The sequence below is a fragment of the Streptomyces sp. NPDC044921 genome (genome assembly GCF_056432865.1).
This window is the reverse complement of record NZ_JBWKIF010000010.1, coordinates 1-18801: the sequence shown is the minus strand read 5'-3', so window position 1 is coordinate 18801 and position 18801 is coordinate 1. Positions and strand designations below refer to the sequence as shown.

Annotated in this window: 14 protein-coding genes, 1 tRNA gene and 1 pseudogene; 5 read left to right on the top strand and 11 right to left on the bottom strand. The window is 72.6% G+C overall.

Annotated elements, in window-relative coordinates:
- Positions 1-5: 5 nt before the first annotated feature.
- Complete coding sequence (locus tag AC07DA_RS17305) at positions 6-1520, bottom strand: ABC transporter substrate-binding protein (RefSeq protein ID WP_479129001.1); 1515 nt, start codon at positions 1518-1520, stop codon at positions 6-8.
- 125 nt (positions 1521-1645) lie between these two features.
- Between AC07DA_RS17305 and AC07DA_RS17300 the strand changes: the two genes are divergently transcribed.
- Entirely contained in the window at positions 1646-2587 is a 942-nt protein-coding gene (locus tag AC07DA_RS17300; RefSeq protein ID WP_479128999.1) for an ATP-binding protein, read from the top strand.
- On the opposite strand, the gene AC07DA_RS17295 is transcribed toward AC07DA_RS17300, so the two are convergent.
- The 6 genes from AC07DA_RS17295 to AC07DA_RS17270 all read right to left on the bottom strand — a co-directional run bounded on the left by AC07DA_RS17295 (position 2557) and on the right by AC07DA_RS17270 (position 10017).
- Positions 2557-3423, bottom strand: a complete 867-nt coding sequence (locus tag AC07DA_RS17295) for an alpha/beta fold hydrolase (RefSeq protein WP_479128997.1) — start codon at positions 3421-3423, stop codon at positions 2557-2559. The two genes, AC07DA_RS17300 and AC07DA_RS17295, sit on opposite strands and share 31 nt — an antisense overlap.
- A gap of 52 nt (positions 3424-3475) precedes the next feature.
- Positions 3476-5353 (bottom strand): discoidin domain-containing protein, encoded by a 1878-nt coding sequence (locus AC07DA_RS17290; protein ID WP_479128995.1) that lies wholly within the window; start codon positions 5351-5353, stop codon positions 3476-3478.
- Between the two features lie 116 nt (positions 5354-5469).
- A complete protein-coding gene (locus tag AC07DA_RS17285) occupies positions 5470-6828 on the bottom strand; it encodes a GH1 family beta-glucosidase (protein WP_479128993.1) in 1359 nt (452 codons plus the stop codon).
- A 29-nt stretch (positions 6829-6857) separates the two neighbouring features.
- Positions 6858-7697, bottom strand: a complete 840-nt coding sequence (locus tag AC07DA_RS17280; RefSeq protein WP_383322339.1) for a carbohydrate ABC transporter permease — start codon at positions 7695-7697, stop codon at positions 6858-6860.
- Between the two features lie 8 nt (positions 7698-7705).
- Entirely contained in the window at positions 7706-8695 is a 990-nt protein-coding gene (locus AC07DA_RS17275; RefSeq protein WP_479128991.1) for a carbohydrate ABC transporter permease, read from the bottom strand.
- 5 nt (positions 8696-8700) lie between these two features.
- Positions 8701-10017 carry an ABC transporter substrate-binding protein gene (locus tag AC07DA_RS17270; RefSeq protein ID WP_479128989.1) on the bottom strand — a complete coding sequence of 439 codons (1317 nt, stop codon included), beginning with the start codon at positions 10015-10017 and terminating at the stop codon, positions 8701-8703.
- Positions 10018-10271: 254 nt separating this feature from the next.
- Here AC07DA_RS17270 and AC07DA_RS17265 point away from each other — a divergent pair, with 254 nt between their 5' ends.
- The gene (locus AC07DA_RS17265) at positions 10272-12074 is read left to right on the top strand and encodes a coagulation factor 5/8 type domain-containing protein (protein WP_479128987.1); all 1803 of its coding nucleotides are present in this window, start codon (positions 10272-10274) and stop codon (positions 12072-12074) included.
- A 118-nt stretch (positions 12075-12192) separates the two neighbouring features.
- Here the strand turns inward: AC07DA_RS17265 and fusA are convergent, their stop codons facing one another.
- The 4 genes and pseudogenes from fusA to AC07DA_RS17245 all read right to left on the bottom strand — a co-directional run bounded on the left by fusA (position 12193) and on the right by AC07DA_RS17245 (position 15944).
- Positions 12193-14235: an elongation factor G gene (gene fusA, locus AC07DA_RS17260; RefSeq protein ID WP_479128985.1), complete on the bottom strand. Its 2043-nt coding sequence runs from the start codon at positions 14233-14235 to the stop codon at positions 12193-12195.
- Positions 14236-14557: 322 nt separating this feature from the next.
- A pseudogene (locus AC07DA_RS17255) lies at positions 14558-14698 on the bottom strand (YceI family protein); the annotation flags it as partial.
- A gap of 41 nt (positions 14699-14739) precedes the next feature.
- Positions 14740-15573: an NmrA family NAD(P)-binding protein gene (locus AC07DA_RS17250; protein WP_479128983.1), complete on the bottom strand. Its 834-nt coding sequence runs from the start codon at positions 15571-15573 to the stop codon at positions 14740-14742.
- Positions 15574-15859: 286 nt separating this feature from the next.
- Positions 15860-15944, bottom strand: a tRNA-Leu gene (locus AC07DA_RS17245).
- A gap of 142 nt (positions 15945-16086) precedes the next feature.
- On the opposite strand from AC07DA_RS17245, the gene AC07DA_RS17240 reads away from it, so the two are divergent.
- The 3 genes from AC07DA_RS17240 to AC07DA_RS17230 all read left to right on the top strand — a co-directional run bounded on the left by AC07DA_RS17240 (position 16087) and on the right by AC07DA_RS17230 (position 18498).
- A complete protein-coding gene (locus tag AC07DA_RS17240; protein WP_479128981.1) occupies positions 16087-17418 on the top strand; it encodes a DUF2254 domain-containing protein in 1332 nt (443 codons plus the stop codon).
- A 137-nt stretch (positions 17419-17555) separates the two neighbouring features.
- Complete coding sequence (locus tag AC07DA_RS17235) at positions 17556-18146, top strand: hypothetical protein (protein WP_479128979.1); 591 nt, start codon at positions 17556-17558, stop codon at positions 18144-18146.
- 97 nt (positions 18147-18243) lie between these two features.
- Positions 18244-18498: a hypothetical protein gene (locus tag AC07DA_RS17230; protein WP_479128977.1), complete on the top strand. Its 255-nt coding sequence runs from the start codon at positions 18244-18246 to the stop codon at positions 18496-18498.
- The last annotated feature ends 303 nt before the right edge of the window (positions 18499-18801 follow it).

The window sequence follows — 18801 nt, the reverse complement described above, 5'->3', positions numbered from 1 at the left end:
AGGGCTCAGCGACGCGTGCCGGGCCCCACCAGGGTGCGCTCGTAGGGGTCGAGGAGTACGCCCCGCACCTTCGGGGAGACGCCGAGGAGGATCCGCTGGTGGGCGAGCGGCACGACCGCGTCCGTGCCGAGGACGGCGGCCTCGGCGGCCATGGCCGCGTCCTGCCGCTCCCCCGTGCCGTCGGCCCGGTCGGCCTTCGCGACGGCCCGGTCGACCTCCGGGTCGCACAGCAGGGCGAGGTTGTAGCCGCCGTCGCAGGTGTGGTCGCTGGCGAGGATCCCGACGGGGTCGCCGGTGTCCAGGAGGCTGTTGCGGGCCCCGACGAACGCGTCGAACCTCCCCTGCAGCGCGTCGCTCTCCAGCCGCGCGTACTCGCGCACCTGCAACCGCACCCGGAACCCGGCCTTCTCCAGCTGCTGCTGCACGACCTGGGCGACCTCGGGGAGTTCGGGCCGGTTGTCGTAGGTGGCCAGGGTGATCCGGGCGCCGTCGGGCCGGGCGGCCCGGGCGCGCCCCGACGGCTTCACCCGCTTGCCCTCGGCCCAGGTGACGGCTGGCCCGTAGATCCCGGCGCCGGGGTCGGCGTATCCCTCGAAGACGCCTTTGACCAGGGCGGAGGAGTCGATCGCCGCGCGGGCGGCGGCACGCAGCTCCGGGTCCTCGAAGGGGCCGCGCCGGGTGTTGAGGTGCAGGCTGGTGGTCCGCGTGGTGCCCGCTTCCCGGAGGGTGTCCGCGTCGAGCGTGGCGGCCTGCGCGACGGGGACGGCCTCGGCGATGTCGACGTCGCCGGTGCGTACGGCGTTGGCGCGCGCGGTGCCGTCCTTGACGAAGCGCGCGTCGATGCCGGAGGCCTGGGCGCGGCCGCCCCAGTAGTCGTCGTGGCGGTCGAGCGCGGCGGAGGTGCCGCCGTTGACGCGGGTGAGTTCGAAGGGGCCCGTGGCGGTGCCGACCGGCGTGGGGTTGCCCCGCTTCGCGTAGGCCTTCGGGGAGAGGATCGCCAGGCTCGGGCCGGCCAGACGCATGGGCAGGGCGGGGTCGGGCGCGGCGGTGGTGACGCGCACGCCGTCGTCGCCGTCGGGCCGTGCGCCGTGCGTGACACCGGCGAGCGGAGCGGGCAGGGGCTTGGCCTTCGTGGCGCGGGTGAGCGCCCCGGCCACGGCCGACGGGGTGACCTCGGTGCCGTCGTGGAAGGTGGCCTCGCGCAGGGTGAAGTGCCAGGTGCGGTCGTTCTCGCGGCGCCAGGACCGGGCGAGTGCGGGGGTCGCGGCGCCGTTGGCGTCCAGGGCGGTCAGCCCTTCGGTGACGCCGAGGCGGCTGAGCAGCGTGGCGTCGGCCCCGTACGGCGAGAAGTTCTCGGCGGGCGGGAAGGCGAGGGCGACACGCAGCCGGGCGCCGGACTGCGCGCCGTCCCGCGACGACTCACCGCCGGGGGAGGCGAAGCAGCCGGCCAGTCCCGGCAGGAGGACGAGGGCGGCGAGGAACCGGAGGGGACGCTTACTGCTCAGGGAACGCACTTGCACAGCATATGCAGCACGCGGCCGCGCACCGCCGCCACCCCCGGTCGCCGCACCTGATTTGACAGTGGCGGCGATCACTCCCTAAAACCTAGTCACATGACACCCATTTTCAAAAAGCGGGAGCGGTCGTGAGGGTCGCGTTCGTCGGCAAGGGCGGCAGCGGCAAGACCACGTTGTCGGCGCTCTTCTCCCGCCACCTGGCGCGCTGCGGCGCCCCGGTCCTCGCCGTCGACGGCGACATCAACCAGCACCTGGCCGAGGCACTCGGCCAGGTGGAGCGGCCCCCCGTTCCCCTGGGTCCGCACCTGGCCGGCATCAAGGACTACCTCCGGGGCGACAACCCGCGCATCACCTCGGCCGAGGCCATGCTCAAGACGACCCCGCCCGGCCGCGGTTCCCGCCTCCTGCGCCCCCTGGGCGACGACGCGCTGCACGCCCGCCACGTCGGCCGGGCGGGCGGCGTCCCGCTGATGGTCACGGGCGAGTTCGACGAGTCCGACCTGGGCGTGGCCTGCTACCACTCCAAGCTGGGCGCGGTCGAGCTGTACCTGGGCCATCTGCTGGACGGCCCCGGCGAATACGTCGTGGTCGACATGACGGCGGGGGCGGACGCCTTCGCCTCGGGCCTGTTCACGCGCTTCGACCTCACGTTCCTGGTGGCGGAACCCACCCGCAAGGGCGTCTCGGTCTACCACCAGTACCGCGACCACGCCGAGCAGTTCGGCATCCGCGTCGCGGTCGTCGGCAACAAGGTCACGTGCGAGGACGACCTGCTCTTCCTCAAGGAACACGTGGGCGACGACCTGCTGACGCACCTGGTCCAGTCGCCCTGGGTCCGGGCGGCGGAACAGGGCCGGGCCACGGGCGAGTTGGAGCCGCACAACCAGCACGCCCTGAACGTCCTGCGCGAGACGGTCGACGCCCACGTCCGCGACTGGGACCGGCTGCACCGACACGCGGTCGAGTTCCATCTGCGCAACGCCCGCGCCTGGGCGAACGACCGCGTCGGGCAGGATCTGGCGGACCAGGTGGATCCGGACTACGTACCGGGCCTCCCGGTGGGCGCCTGAACCTCGAACGCCGCGACGGCGCCCACGAATCCGGCCGGGTCGTCCCGCCACGGAAAGTGCCCGGCCCCGCCCCGCACGGCCAGTCCGGCAGCCGGGAACAGGCCCGCGTACTGCCTCATCACGCGCACGGGCGCGGCCACGTCGTACTCCCCCGCGACCACGAGTACGGGCGAGGGCAGCGCGGCGAGGGCGGCCCGCGTCGCCCCCGGCTCGAAGGCGCCGTCCGAGGCGTACACGCCCGCGGCCTCGTCGTTGCGCTGGCGCCGCTCCGCCGCGCGGAACGCCCGTGCCGCTTCGTCCCAGCGGCCGAACCAGAAGGGGGCGACGGCGTCCCAGTCGTCCGCCGCCGCCCGGCCGGAGGTGATCGCCTCCAGGGACGCGTACGCCGGGGCGAACCACGGTTCGCCCCGGCGCAGACGGGCCGTCTCCAGCCGGTCCTCGCGGGTGACGTCCAGGCCGACGGCGAAGACGCTGGGCGTGACGAGGACGAGCCGGCCCACGCGACCGGGGTGGCGGGCCGCGTAGAGGACGGCCAGGTTGGCACCCGCGGAGTGGGCCAGCAGGTCCAGCCGCTCCAGGCCCAGCTCCGCACGCAGCGCCTCGACATCGTCGACCTGACGGTCGCACCGGTACGAGGCCGCGTCTGCCGGCACCGCCGACCGGCCGGTGCCCCTGAGATCCAGCCGGACCAGGGTGCGGTGGGCGGCGAGTCCCCCGAGGTCCCCAAGGTAGGCGGAGTCCTGCATGGGGCCGCCGGGCAGACAGACCAGGGGCGGGCCGTCTCCGGTCGCGTGGTAGGCCAGGGTGGTGCCGTCGGGAGCGGTGAAGGCGGGCATGGGGGCGAGACTGACAGGGGGCGGTGCCCCCGGCAACCGGGTTTCCCCGGCGTCAGCCCTTCTGCTCCACCCGCACCCAGTCCACCTCCGCCCGCACTCCCCCGGCCGCGATCCGGTCCACGCTCGACTGCGGCAGGCCCCAGTACGGGCTCGTCACCTTGTTCCATCCGGCCGGGTACGCGCCGCCGAGGGCCAGGTTGAGGATCACGTACTGGTTGTGGCCGAAGACCCACTGGCCGCGGGTGGATTCGAGCTTGTTGCGGGTGGTCTCCTGGACCAGGCGGTCGTCGACGAAGAAGCGCATCGTCGTGGGGGTCCATTCGACCGCGTACGTGTGCCACTCGTCCGCCCGGCCGCCGCCCGGGTAGGTCTGGCGGGCGCCGATGTTGCCGTCCGCCGAGTAGCCGGGACCGTGCAGCGCGGTGCTGGTCCAGTCGGCGTAGCCGATGTTCTCCATGATGTCCGTCTCGCCCGAGGACGGCCAGCCGACCGAGGGGTCGTCCACGTCGCTGCCCAGGAGCCAGAACGCCGGCCAGAAGCCGTCGCCGACCGGCAGTTTCATGCGGGCACTGACCTTGCCGTAGGTGAAGTCGAACCGGGTGTGGGTGTCGATGCGGCCGGAGGTGAAGTCGTAGGTGGCGCCGCCGGCCCGGGTGCAGCCCTTGCAGTACGTGGCCGACAGCACCAGGGCGCCGTTCTCGGTGCGGACGGTGTCCGTCGAGTCGACGTACGCCTGCGCCTCGCCGTTGACCGAGCCCATCTCCGTGCCGGTGCGCACCACCCGCCACTTGCCGCGGTCCAGGGCCGGGGCGGTGAAGTCGTCGAAGAACGTGGTGCGGTAGGTGCCGGGCTGCTCGGCGGGGAGCGCCGGGTACGAGGCCGCCGCGCTGCCGCCCGTGCCCCAGACCTCGAACTCGTAGAGGGAGTAGCCGAACTGGGCCGTGGCCGGGGCGGGGTTGTGGAAGGAGCGGCGTTCCTTGCCGAGCATGCGGACGTAGCGGCCGGTGACCGGCTGCGGGAGACGGATCGCGTCGTGCAGGCCCACCGCCTCCCCGGGGGACTTGACGTTGGCGCGACGGGACGCGACCTCGGCGGCCGACGGGCGGTGCACCGTGCGCCAGGAGCGGTTGTCGTCGGAGACCTGGAGTTCGTAGTCGACGGCGTAGGCCGCCTCCCAGTAGAGGTCGACCGTGTCGATCGTCGCGGGTGCGCCGAGGTCGACGGAGATCCAGCGGTTCGCGTTCCAGTCGCTCGACCAGCGGCTGACGTCGGCCTTCAGGTCCGCCGGCCGGCCGCCGTCCGTCACGAACGCCGGGGAATGGCCCGCGTGCTGGTAGTAGTTCGCGTAAGCCGGGTGGTTCAGGGCGAGGTTGGTGCGGGTCGTGGACGCGGGTGCCGGTTCGCCGCCGTGGATCCTCATCGACCACAGCGAGTAGCCGTAGGGGGTGGCGCGTTCCACGCCGCGCAGGCGGACGTAGCGGGCCGTGACCTCCTGGGGGTAGGTGTGGGCCGTGACCGAGCCGCCGGTTCCGGCCGTCTCCGTGAAGAAGGGCGTCCAGTCGGTTCCGTTCTTCGAGGCCTCCAGGACGTAGCGCTTGCCGTGGGCGGCCTCCCAGTCGAGGACGACCCGGTGGACGCGGATCGTCGAGCCGAGGTCGACGCGGATCCAGGCGGTGTCGGAGAAGTCGCTGGACCAGCGGGTGGAGCCGTTGCCGTCGAAGGCACGGCCGGGGGACGTGTCGGCGTTCTCGCTGCCGGACGCCGTGACGGCGGCCGGGTTCACGGCGTAGGCGGCTGCCGCGCGGTCCGTGTCCCACGCGGCGGCCGCGGCCCGCGGCTCGGGGCCCGGGGCCGCGAGGGCCGGGCCCGCGGTCAGCAGTGCGAGGGCCGCGAGTGCGGTCAGGAGGGTGCGGGGCGTTCGGGACGGCATGGCTCTCCTCCGGTTCGGTCCATCTCCTGCGTCGATGACATGTACCTGACACTCGAAACACTGCGGGCCGGGGTGGGCGAGGCTCCCGCGTCCCCGCCCGCCCCGGCGTGCCGGGCTCAGGCGGCCTTGCGGGCCCGGCCCCGGTGGGCCCGGACCACCTCGGCGTACCGGTGCCCCGCCCCCTTGATCGTCCGCTGCTGCGTCGCGTAGTCCACGTGGACCAGCCCGAACCGCTTCTCGTACCCGTACGCCCACTCGAAGTTGTCCAGCAGGGACCAGGCGAAGTAGCCGGCCAGCGGGGCGCCCTGGCGGGCGGCGGAAGCGCAGGCCGCCAGGTGCCCGAGGAGGTAGTCCTGCCGCTCCGGGTCGTCGACGGTGCCGTCGGGGCGGACGACGTCGGGGAAGGCCGAGCCGTTCTCCGTGACGTACAGCCGGCGGGCGCCGTACTCCCGCGTGAGGCGGAGCAGCAGCGTCTCGATGCCGCCGGCGTCGATCTCCCAGTCCATGCCGGTGCGCGGGACGCCCTCGCGGCGGACGGCCCGGGCGTACGGGGCCGGACCGGACGGGTCGTCGGCGATGGTCTGCGGGAAGTAGTAGTTCAGGCCGAGCCAGTCCAGCGGGGCCGCGATGGCGGCCGAGTCGCCGGGCCGCTCGGGGAGTTGGACGCCGTAGACCTCGCGCATGTCCTCCGGGAAGCCCCGGCCGTGCACGGGGTCGAGCCACCAGCGGTTGGTGTGGCCGTCCATGCGGCGGGCCGCCGCGAGGTCCTCGGGGCGGTCGGAGGCCGGGTGGATCGTGGAGAGGTTGTTGACGATGCCCACCTCGGCGCCCGGAGCCGCCGCCCGGATCGCCCGGGCCGCGAGGCCGTGGCCCAGCAGCAGGTGGTAGGAGGCGCGGACGGCGGCGGTCAGGTCGGTCCAGCCGGGGGCCATCTTGCCCTCGAGGTGGCCGATCCACGCCGAGCACAGGGGTTCGTTGAGGGTGGCCCAGTGGGTCACGCGGTCGCCGAGCCGCCCGGCCACGACCGAGGCGTAGTCCGCGAACGCCAGGGCCGTGTCGCGCTCCGGCCAGCCGCCGCGGTCCTGCAGCGCCTGCGGCAGGTCCCAGTGGTAGAGGGTGACGGACGGGGTGATCCCGGCCTCCAGCAGGCCGTCGATCAGCTCGTCGTAGAAGGCCAGGCCCTTGGGGTTCACGGGGCCGTCGCCGCCCGGCAGGACGCGCGGCCAGGCGACCGAGAGGCGGTAGGCGTTCACGCCCAGCCGCCGCATCAGGGCGATGTCCTCGCGCCAGCGGTGGTAGTGGTCGCAGGCGACGTCACCGTGGTCGCCGCCGGCGGTCTTGCCGGGGGTGTGCGAGAAGGTGTCCCAGATCGACGGCGCGCGGCCGTCCTCCGCCACGGCGCCCTCGATCTGGTACGCCGAGGTGGCCGTGCCCCACAGGAAGTCGTCGGGGAGGGCGGCATAGTCGATGGTCACGGAAGTCCTCTCGGGAACGTACGGGTCGGTCACTTGACGGCTCCTGCCGTCAGGCCGGCGACGAGATAGCGCTGGAGCAGCAGGAAGCCCGCGACGACGGGGACGCTGACGACCAGCGAGGCGGCCATGATCTGGTTCCAGTACACGTCGTTGAGGGTCGAGTAGCCCTGGAGGCCGACGGCGAGGGTGCGGGTGGTGTCGTTGGTCATCACCGAGGCGAACAGGACTTCGCCCCAGGCGGTCATGAAGGCGTAGACGGCCACCGCGACGATGCCGGGGACGGCCGCCGGGACCACGACCCGGAACAGCGCGCCCAGCGGGCCGCAGCCGTCGACCAGCGCCGCCTCGTCCAGGTCGCGGGGCACGGAGTCGAAGTAGCCGATCAGCATCCAGATGGAGAACGGCAGCGAGAAGGTGAGGTAGGTGAGGATCAGACCGCCGCGCGAGCCGAACAGGGCGATGCCGGTGGCGTTGCCGATGTTGACGTAGATGAGGAACAGCGGCAGCAGGAAGAGGATGCCGGGGAACATCTGCGTCGACAGGACGGTGACCGTGAAGACGCGTTTGCCGCGGAAGTCGTAGCGGCTCACCGCGTACGCCGCGAAGACCGCGATCACCACCGAGCAGACCGTCGCCGCGCCCGCCACGATCAGGGAGTTGACGAAGTAGCGCGCCAGCGGGACCGTCGACCAGATGTCGACGTACGGGCGGATCGTCAGCTCGGTCGGCAGCCAGCGGAACTTGCCCGTGACGTCGGCCAGCGGCTTCAGCGAGCTGGAGACCATGACGTAGACCGGCAGCAGCACGAAGCCGGTCAGCAGCGTCAGGAAGATCCGCCGGGACCACAGGAAGGACCGGGGCGGGGCCAGGGGGGAGCTCATGAGGCGGCCCTCCGTCCGCGCGAGGTCAGCGCCAGGTACACGCCGGTCACCACCAGCAGGAACAGCAGCAGGAGCACCGACATCGCCGAGCCCGTGCCGAAGTTCCAGGTGACGAACGAGGCCTGGTAGATGTGCACCGAGATGAGGTCGGCCGCCTCCGGCGCGGTCCGGCCGAACAGGACGTACGGGGTGTTGAAGTCGTTGAACGTCCACAGGAACAGCACGAGGACCAGCACCTGGTTGACCGGGCGCAGCGACGGCAGGGTGATGCGGCGGATCTGCTGCCACACCCCGGCGCCGTCCAGGGCGGCGGCCTCGTACAGCTCGCGCGGGATGTTCTGCAGTCCGGCCATGACGATGAGGAAGGCGAACGGCCAGCCCTTCCACACCGACACGGTCAGCAGTGCGATGAAGCTGTTGTCGCCGATGAGCCAGAAGGACGGCTTGTCGGTGAGGCCGAGCTGGTCGTGCAGGACGTGGTTCACCAGGCCGTTGTCGTGCTGGAACATGAACACCCAGGTGATGACGGCCGCGTAGACCGGCAGGGCGTACGGGACGAGGAACAGCGCCCGCAGCAGGCCGCGGCCCCGGAAGGTGTCCTGCATGAAGACCGCGGCGGCCGTGCCGATCAGCCAGCACAGGCCCACCGACAGCAGCGTGAAGGCGACGGTGACGAGGAAGGAGTGCAGCAGCGCCTCGCCGACCGGGGCGTCGAAGTCCACCGACACCCGGTAGTTGTCGAGCGCGGACCAGGGGGCGGCGCCCCAGTCGCGGATGTAGAACTGCGTGAGCTCCTTGAAGCTCATCACCACGCCGATCACCATCGGCACCAGGTGGACGAGCAGTTCGAGCAGCAGCGCGGGCAGGAGCAGCAGGTAGGGCAGGCCGACGCGGCGGATCCGCCCGGTGCGGCGGCGGGGGCCGCGCGCCGCGCCGGACGGGCTCGTGCGGACCGGCGGCGTGCCGGCTTCAACCGTGGTGGTCATGTCGTTCAGGCCGCCGGCATCTGCTGCTGGGCCTTCTCCAGGGCCGCCTTGACCGACGCGGTGGTGACGGCGCGTCCGGCGGCGGCGTCGGCGAACAGCTCCTTGATGGCCGTTCCGACGGCCGTCTCGAACTGCGACTCGTCGGCGACCTGCGGCAGCGCGACGGCGCTCGTGGCGAGGGTGTCCTTCAGGACGGTGTTGGCGGGGGTGGCGAACGCGGCGTCCGACTGGGCGGACTTCACCGGCGGGATCGAGCTGTAGGCCTTGTTGAGGATCTTCTGCTCGGCGTCGCTGGTCATGAACTTCACGAACGTGGTGGCGCCGTCGAGGTTGTCGGTGTTCTTGAAGACGGCGAGGTTGATGCCCGCCACCATCGAGTTGACCTGCTTGCCGGTGCCGGGGGTGCCGGACTGCACGGGCACGGGCGCGACGCCGTAGTCGTCCTCGCTCATGCCCTGGGACTTGAGGTTGGCGGAGGCGGACTGCCACAGCAGCATCGCCGTCTTGCCCTTGGCGAAGTCGCTGACCGACTGGTTCTGCGCGTACTCGGCGTTGCCCGGCGCGATGACCTTGTCCTTGGCCATCAGGTCGACGTACTGCTTGACCGCGGCGACCGTCGCGTCACCCGTGAAGTCCGGCTTGCCGTCGGCGGTGAAGAAGTCGGCGCCGTGCTGCTTGGCGAAGACGTAGGCGTGGTGGATGTTCTCCGACGGGTTCGAACCCTCGGCCCCCAGGCCCCACTTGCCGTTCTTCGAGAGCTTCTTCCCGACGGCGACCAGCTCGTCCCAGGTGGCCGGGGGCTTGGAGACGCCCGCCTCGGCGAACATCTTCTTGTTGTAGTAGAGCGCGTACGCCATCGAGTACAGCGGCACCGCGGCCGGGTCCTCGCCCTGCGCTCCGGTGGAGCCGAGCGCCGAGTCGACGAAGCGGTCCCGGCCGCCGATCTTGTCGAAGTTCTTCGCGTCCCAGGGCAGCAGGGCACCGGTGGCCTGGAGCGAGGCGCTCCAGGTGTTGCCGATGTTCAGCACGTCCGGGCCCTGGCCGGAGGTGGTGGCGGTGAGGATCCGGTTGAGCAGGTCGGACCAGGGGACGACCTCCAGCTGCACCTTGATCCCGGTCTGCTTCTCGAACTTGTCGAGTTCGGGCTGGAGGACCTTCTTGTCGATCTCGATGCTGGCGCCCTGGTTGGAGGCCCAGTACGTCAGCGTCTTGGGCGAGTCGTTGGACCCGCCGCCCGTCGCGGAGCCGCCTCCGCAGGCCGTGGCCGCGAGGACGAGTGACAGGGTGACGGCGCCTGCGGCCGCGGCTCGGGTACTGCGCATGCTGCTCGTGTCCCTTCCGGGAGTACGGGAGTACGTCCCCCCAGACCGTGCTCCCCCGCCGGGAGGGAGTCGTCATGGCTTAATTTAGGACGTGAGTTAATCCCCGGACGGCGGGCTCGTCAAGGGTTTCGACGCACTCTCCGAACTCTCGCCGCACCCCTTGACGCATCTGTTCCACGGATGAACCATTCAGCGGCGAGAGAGCGCTCCCCGTACCCCACGCCGTTCACTTCCTGAACCAGGAGAGCCGCCCCATGCCCACTGACTCCCCGTCGTCCGGCCTGCCCTCCCCCGGCCGCCGAGCCGTCCTCGGCGCCGCCGCGGCGGCCACCGTGCTCGCCGGCCTGCCCGGCACGGCCGTGGCCGCCCCGGCCGGCCGGAAGAAGCCCGCGCGCGGCAAGCCGCGCGCCCTTCCCGGCGGCGGCGACCTCGGTCCCAACGTGGTCGTCTTCGACCCCTCCACGCCGAACATCCAGGGCAGACTGGACGAGATCTTCCGGCGGCAGGAGTCGGCCCAGTTCGGCACCGGCCGCTACCAGCTGCTGTTCAAGCCCGGCACCTACCACGGCCTCAACGCGCAGATCGGCTTCTACACCTCGATCTCCGGCCTCGGCCTCTCCCCCGACGACACCACCATCAACGGCGACATCACGGTCGACGCGGGCTGGTTCGACGGCAACGCCACGCAGAACTTCTGGCGTTCGGCGGAGAACCTGGCCGTGGTCCCCGTCAACGGCACCAACCGCTGGGCGGTCTCCCAGGCGGCCCCGTTCCGCCGCATGCACGTGCGCGGCAACCTCAACCTCGCCCCGACCGGATACGGCTGGTCCAGCGGCGGCTACATCGCCGACAGCCGGATCGACGGCCAGGTGCAGCCGTACTCGCAGCAGCAGTGGTACACCCGGGACAGCGCGATCGGCGGATGGCTCAACGGCGTGTGGAACATGGTGTTCTCCGGCGTGGAGGGCGCGCCCGCGCAGGGTTTCCCGAACCCGCCGTACACCACGCTGGCCACGACCCCGGTCTCCCGTGAGAAGCCGTTCCTGTACCTCAGCGGCAGCGAGTACCGGGTCTTCCTGCCCGAGAAGCGGACCAACGCCCGGGGCGTCACCTGGGGCAGCGGCACCCCGCGCGGCACCTCCCTGCCGCTGACCCGGTTCTACGTCGCCAAGCCGGGCGTCTCGGCGGCCACGCTCAACCAGGCCCTGGCCGAGGGCCTGCACCTGCTGCTGACGCCGGGGATCTACCACCTGGACCGGCCGATCCGGGTGGACCGGGCCAACACCGTGGTGCTGGGCCTCGGGTACGCCACGCTCGTCCCCGGCAACGGCGTCACCGCGCTGAGGGTCGCCGACGTCGACGGCGTCCGGCTGGCCGGGTTCCTCATCGACGCCGGGCCGGTCAACTCCCCGACCCTGCTGGAGATCGGGCCGCCCGGCGCCGCCCGGGACCACTCCGCCAACCCGACCACCGTCCAGGACGTGTTCATCCGCATCGGCGGAGCGGGCCCCGGCAAGGCCACCACCAGCATGGTCGTCAACAGCCGCCACACGATCGTCGACCACACCTGGGTCTGGCGCGCCGACCACGGCGACGGTGTCGGCTGGGAGACCAACCGGGCCGACTACGGCGTCGTGGTCAACGGACACGACGTCCTGGCCACCGGCCTGTTCGTGGAGCACTTCAACAAGTACGACGTGCAGTGGTTCGGCGAGCGCGGCCGCACGATCTTCTTCCAGAACGAGAAGGCGTACGACGCGCCGAACCAGGCCGCGATCCAGAACGGTTCGGTCAAGGGCTACGCGGCCTACCGGGTCGGGTACAACGTGACGACCCACGAGGGCTGGGGCCTGGGCAGCTACTGCTACTACAACGTGGACCCGACCATCGTGCAGCACCACGGCTTCGCCGCGCCCATCCGGCCCGGGGTGCGCTTCCACGACCTGCTCGTGGTCTCGCTGGGCGGCCACGGGCAGTACGAGTGCGTCATCAACGACACGGGGGCGCCCACGTCGGGCACGTCCACCGTGCCGTCGACGGTCGTGTCGTACCCGTAGGAACGGGGCCGGGCCGGCACCCGTACGAACGGGTCCGGCACTCGTACGAACGGCGCCGGCACCCGTCGAGCGGGCCGCCCCCTTCCCTCCGCCGGGAGGGGAGGGGGCGGCCGGGGTCCTAGCGCGCCGCGGTGGCCGCCGGTGCCGGCGCGTACCCGGCCGGCCGGCTGGTGAACGTGCCGCGCCCCTGGGTGCGGCCGCGCAACCGGGTGGCGTAGCCGAACAGTTCCGCCAGCGGCACGGTGGCCGTGACGACCGCCGCGCCCGCCCGGGTGACCGAACCCGTCACCCGGCCGCGCCGGGCGGCGAGGTCGCCGAGCACGCCGCCGACCGCGTCCTCGGGCACGGTGACGGTGACCTCGGCGACCGGCTCCAGCAGGACCATCGCGCAGGCGCGCAGGGCCTGGCGCAGCCCGAGCCGCCCGGCCGTACGGAACGCCGTGTCCGAGGAGTCCTTCACGTGGGTCGCCCCGTCGGTCAGCGTGACGCGCAGCCCGGTCACCGGGTGTCCGCCGAGCGGTCCCTCGGCGAGGGCGTCCCGGCAGCCGGCCTCCACCGCCCGGACGTACTCCTGCGGCACGCGTCCGCCGACGACCGTGGAACGGAACGCGAAGGCGCCCTCCTCGTACGGCTCCACGTCGAGCACCACATGGGCGAACTGCCCCGCCCCGCCGTCCTGTTTGACGTGCCGGTACACCAGCCCCGACACCCCCCGGCCGACGGTCTCGCGGTGGCCGACCCGGGGGCGGCCGACGGTGACCTCCAGGCCGAGGTCGCGCCGGAGCTTCTCCACCGCCACCTCCAGGTGCAGTTCGCCCATGCCGGACAGTACGGTCTGCCCGGTCTCCGGGTCGGTGCGCGCGACCAGCGAGGGGTCCTCCTCGGCCAGCCGGGCCAGCCCCGAGGCCAGCCGGTCGGTGTCCCCGGCCCTGCGGGTCTCGACGGCGACCGACACCACCGGTTCGGGCACGCCGGGCGGTTCCAGCAGCAGCGGGGCGTCCGGAGCGCACAGGGTCGAGCCGGCGCGGGCGGACTTGAACCCGACGACGGCCACGATGTCCCCGGCGACGGCGCTGGGCAGCGGTGTGTGCCGGTCGGCCTGCACCCGCAGGATCCGGCCGATCCGCTCGGCGCGGCCCGCGGTCGCGTCCCACAGCGTGTCCCCCTTCCCGATCGTCCCCGCGTAGACGCGCAGATACGTCAGCCGTCCCGTCGCGGTGGCCTGCACCTTGAACGCGAGGGCCACCGGCGGGGCCGCCGGGTCGGCGGGCCGCCGCTGCTGCGCACCGGCGTGGGTGCCGCGCACCGGTTCCACGTCCAGCGGCGACGGCAGCCACGCCACCACGGCGTCGAGCAGCGGCTCGATCCCGCGGTTGCGGTACGCGGAGCCGCACAGCACGACCACGCCGTCCCCGTCCCGGGTGAGGTCCCGCAGGGCCGTCCGGAGAGTCCGCTCCGAGAGCGACCCCGTGGCGCAGAACTCCTCCAGGGCGCCCGGGTGCAGCTCCGCCACGGTCTCCTCCAGGGCCCGGCGGCGGGCGAGTGCCTCGTCCCGCAGGTCGTCCGGCACGGCCAGGTCGCTCAGGGCACCGCCGTCGTTCCACAGCAGGGCGCGCATGCGAACGAGGTCGACGACGCCGGTGAAGGCGTCCTCCGCGCCGATCGGCAGGTGCACGGCCAGCGGCGCCGGGTGCAGCCGCTCCCGGATCGACGCCACGGCCGCGTCGAGGTCGGCGCCGGCCCGGTCCATCTTGTTGACGAACGCGATGCGCGGCACGCCGTGCCGGTCGGCCTGGCGCCACACCGACTCGCTCTGCGGCTCGACTCCGGCCGCCGCGTCGAACACGGCGACGGCGCCGTCGAGCACCCGCAGCGCGCGCTCCACCTCGTCGGCGAAGTCGACGTGCCCGGGGGTGTCGATGAGGTTGATCCGGTGACCGTCCCAGGCGCAGCTCACCGCCGCGGCGAAGATGGTGATCCCCCGGTCGCGCTCCTGCGGGTCGAAGTCCGTGACGGTCGTGCCGTCGTGGACCTCGCCGCGCTTGTGCGTGGTTCCGGTCGCGAACAGGATCCGTTCGGTGACGGTGGTCTTGCCGGCGTCGACATGGGCGAGGATGCCGAGGTTGCGGACGGCGGCGAGCGGGTTGTGGGTGGTGCGCACGGCCCGGGGCCTTTCGGTGCGGTCGGGAAGAGGGCAGCGCGATTGCCGGGCGAGGAGGGCAGGCAGGCGCCAGCGGGCCGACGGAACGTCAGCTCCGCGCCGGGTGGCCGGTTTCGTCCGGGTCAGCCGGTGCCGCCGCGCAGCGGGCACCGGGGCGACGAAGACACGAGGATCACCTCGGAGCGCGGGAGGGAGACGGCGGCAGCGGTGTGGTCACGCACGGCCGTCTCCCTTCGTTCGTCACGCCGGCGCACCGCCCGGGTCGTGGGCGGTGCGGGTACGTGCGTGAGTGTAGGGAGCCCCGCGGGAGCGGGGCCAGGGATTATCCCGGCGGTGCCGGGGTGTCGTGGGTGCGGTACATCGCCGTGAGGGCGTGGTCCTCACGGCGCAGTTCCGCCGTGGCGAGGGCCGTGCAGCGCGGGTCCTGGCCGTAGCCGCCGTTCACCGTGCCCGGGTAGGTCGTGGGCGGAGCGCGGGCGTCCCTGTGCGGGACACCCTCGGCGGTCACCGGAAGGCGCCGGCGTGTTCGGCGGCCCACTGGGCGAAGGTGCGCGCCGGGCGGCCGGTGACCTTCTCGACGGTGCCGGAGACGGTACGGCCGACCTCGGGCGTGTTGCCGTACGCCTCCAGCAGGAAGCCGATCACGTCCTCCGGCAGGTGCGCGGCCCGCCATTGGGCGACGGCCTGCTCCTCGGTCAGCTCGACCAGGGCGATCTCGCGGCCGACGGCGGCGGCGAGGATGCGTACCTTGTCGCCGACGGTGAGCACCTGCGGGCCGGTGATCACGTGTTCCTGGCCCGCGTGGCCCTCCTCGGTCAGCGCGACCGCGGCGACGGCGCCGATGTCGGCCTCGTGGACCATGGCGCTGAGCCGGGAGACGAACGGCTCGCGGACCTCGCCCGACGCCTTGATCCCGTCCGCCCACTCGAGGGCGTTCGCCATGAACTCGACCGGCATGAGCACCGTCCAGTCCAGGCCGTCGGCGGCCCGCACGGCGTCCTCCAGCGGGGTCGGCCCGCCGCCGTGCAGCACGGTGACGCGGCGGACACCGGCCGCACGGGCCAGTCGCAGGAGGTGCGGGCCGGTCCGCAGCGGGGTGAACGCGGCCCCGCCGAAGGTGATCAGGTGCAGGCCGGTCACACCCTCCAGGGCCGGGGCCAGACCGTCGGGTTGGGTCAGGTCGCCCTCGACGACGTCGACGCCCTCCGGGAAGGCGGCCTTCGCGGCGTCGCGGGTCAGTGCGCGCACCCGGTGGCCCCGGGCGAGGAGTTCGGCGACGACCTGGCGGCCGACGGTACCGGTGGCGCCGGTGACAAGGATCTGCTGCGTCTCGGTCATGCGACGACCGTAGGGAAGCTTGCGGTCACCTTCTGTCCGCGACAACCGTGGTCAGGAGCCGGGCGGGCCTCCCGCCACGACCTGCTCGGTGACGTCGGTCCCGGTCGCGTCGGTGGTCATGCCGGCTCCTCGTCGTCGACGTCGGCTTCTTCCATCAATGCGTGCGCTCCGGGTGTCGAGGGTGGGCCGCAGCGCGTCCGTGAGCGGGTCGCCGGCGGTCGTGGGGACACCGGCCGGGCACGAGAAAGGGTGCCGACCATGATGTGGTCGGCACCCTTGGTGTCCGTGTCCGAGGGGGGACTTGAACCCCCACGCCCGATAAAGGGCACTAGCACCTCAAGCTAGCGCGTCTGCCATTCCGCCACCCGGACCAGGTGTCCGCCGCCTTGCCAGGGGTGCTCCCCGCGGCGACAGGCACAACAATACCAAGGTTTCGGAGTGCCTTTCACCTGCGTTTCCGTCCGCCGGGCGGGCTTGCGGGACCTCGCGGGCCGTTGCCCCTAGGGTCACACCATGAGTGACTGGATGGTGACGCAGAGCCCCGCCACCGGGCGCCGCCCGCGACCCCTGTCACCGCTCAGGGAGCACCTGCGGGACACGTTCTGGTTCGCGCCCACCGCGGCGATGGTCGCCGTCTTCGTGGTGTGGCTGGGAGCACAGGCGCTGGACACGGCCGTCGTGGAAGCGCTCCAGGAGGAGGGCGACCACGACACGCTCGACGAGTTCATGCGGTTCGCGGACGACGCGAAGGCCGTGGTCGGCGCGGTCGGCGCGGCGATGATGACCTTCATCGGCGTGGTCTTCAGCATCTCGCTGGTGGCCGTGCAGATGGCGAGCGGCCAGTTCACCCCGCGTGTGGTGCGGCTCTTCGTCCGCAGCCGGATCACCAAGGCGACCTTCGCGGTGTTCCTGGCCACGTTCGTGCTGACGCTGCTCGTGCTGACCGCGTTCGACAGCGCCGACGACCCCCGTGCCGTGACGTCGCTGCCGCTGGTGCAGTCCGTCCTCACGCTCTGCATGGTCGCGCTGAGCCTGCTGCTGTTCGTGCTCTATGTGAACACCACCCTGCGGCTGATGCGGATCAGCCAGGTGATCGCGCGGATCGCCGCCGAGTCGTTCCGGGTGGCCGCCTCCATGCCCGCGCCGTCGGGCGGCCGGGAGACGGCCGGCCCGGGGCCCGCGACCGCGTGGGTGCCGCACGAGGGCCGGGCGGGGGTGCTGCGGGACGTGCACATCGCGCGGCTGGTGCGGGTGGCGCGCAAGCACGGGGTGGTGCTGCGGCTGCTGCCGCGGATCGGGGACTTCGTGGTGCCGGGCACGCCGGTGCTGGCCGTCCACGGCGGGGCCGCCCCGCCGCGCGGCGCGCTGCGTGGCACCGTGTCGGTGGGAGTGGAGCGGACCTACCACCAGGATCTCGGATTCGGTCTGCGGCAGCTGGCGGACATCGCGCTGCGTGCCCTGTCACCGGCGATCAACGACCCGACGACCGCCGTCCAGGCGCTGGACCGCATCGTGCAGTTCCTGGCGGCGATGAGCCGGCGTCCACTGGACTCCGCCCTGCACCGCGACCGGGGCGGGGCGGTGCGGCTGGTGCAGCCCGTGCCGGGGTGGACCGACCTCGTGGATCTCGGGTTCACGGAGGTCCGGGGCTGCGCCGCGGGGAGCCCCCAGGTGTCCCGGCGCATGCTGGCCGGGCTGGACGACCTGCTCCGGCTCGCGCCGCCGGAACGGCGCGAGCCGCTGCTGCGCCACCGCGAACTCCTCCGGCAGCAGATCGCCCTGGCGGCCCCCACCCCGGCGGACCGCGCCTTCGCCCTGCATCCGGATCGCCAGGGCATCGGCTGAGCGCCGTCCCTCCGGTCGGCACCCGGGGGCGATCCACCCAACTCGTCGGCGAAGTACGCCTCCCTGAGCGATCCGCGGCGGCCACCGCCGGGGGTCAGATGAGTCGCGGAACAAGGGGTATCCGGGAGGCGACGACGTTGTCCCGATTCCCCTTCGAGGAGGTCCGCGCTGTGCTGTCGCTCAAGCGCTTACTCGATCGCAGTCTGACCGCGCAGGCGATTCTGGTCTTCCTGCTGGCACTGGGCACCACAGCCCTGATCCGCAGGGAGGGGCACCCGGCCGCCTGGGTGTTCCACAGCGCTCTCTGCACCGGAGCCGCCATCGCGGTCCTGGCCGTCCAGCGCCGCCGGTCCGCCCGCGCCGTGGGCACCGACGCGGGCGGACTCGCCGATCTGAACCGCAAGATCCGGCACCGTGAGGTGCCGCGGGAGCCCGAGGAGCAGGCGGCCATGCGACGGCTGGTCGCCGACCAGCTCGGCCGGATGGAGCGGGCGGGCAAGTGGCTGCCGTACTGGCTCGGCGCCATGGGTCTCGTCGCGGTCGGCATGTTCGTCCTGGGGGCCGCCGGCGGTTCCCTCGCCTTCCCTCTTGTCTTCGCGGTCGCCACGGTCGCGCTGTGCTCCTGGGTCCTGTGGATGCGGCGCCGCTCCCTGGACCGCCTCCGCTCGATGCACCAGGCTCTGCGGCAGCCGGTCGCGGCCCGAACCGGAAAAGGGCGGGGCCGGTGAGCGAACCCGGCGAGATCGGCGGCCCGCGAAGCGGTGAACTCGCGTGGCGGGGGTATCGGCTGGGAGACACGTGAGGACACGGCCCCGAAGGGTGACGATGGGTTCGATCAGTCAGTTGCGACAGCTCAGGGGCCTGTATGCGAGCGGTGTGGTGGCCTGGACCTTCTGCCTGCTGCTCCATCTGATCCAGGGCGAGGGATCGGCGCGGCAGATGGTGCTGCTTCTGGGACTGCTCGCCGCCTTCCTCATCCTGCTGCTGTGGTCGGCCTGGTGCCTGTGGGAAGCGGGGGCGCGCCACGGAGCGGCAGACGGGGCCGGGCACGCGACGGACGCGCACGCCGGGCCGTCCTGACGCGGTCAAGGCCCCCGGACACGCATCCTGACGGCGGCGATCCGACCGGGCGGCCCCGCATCGGGACGCCGGCCCGGCACGGACTGCCCTGCCATCTGCCGCCCCCAGGGATCGCCGGACTGCTGGCTACTGACTACTGGCTGCTGGCTGCTGGCTGCTGGACCACCGTGCCGTCGGGCCGGGATGCCTGACTGCGGCCGACGCCGGTTAGGTGTGCTGTCCCGGGACGTTGGTGACACGCGTGCTGGGTGCTTGAACGGGTGAGGGCCTTCTGGGTTCGGTGTGGATTGCGACATCTACGCC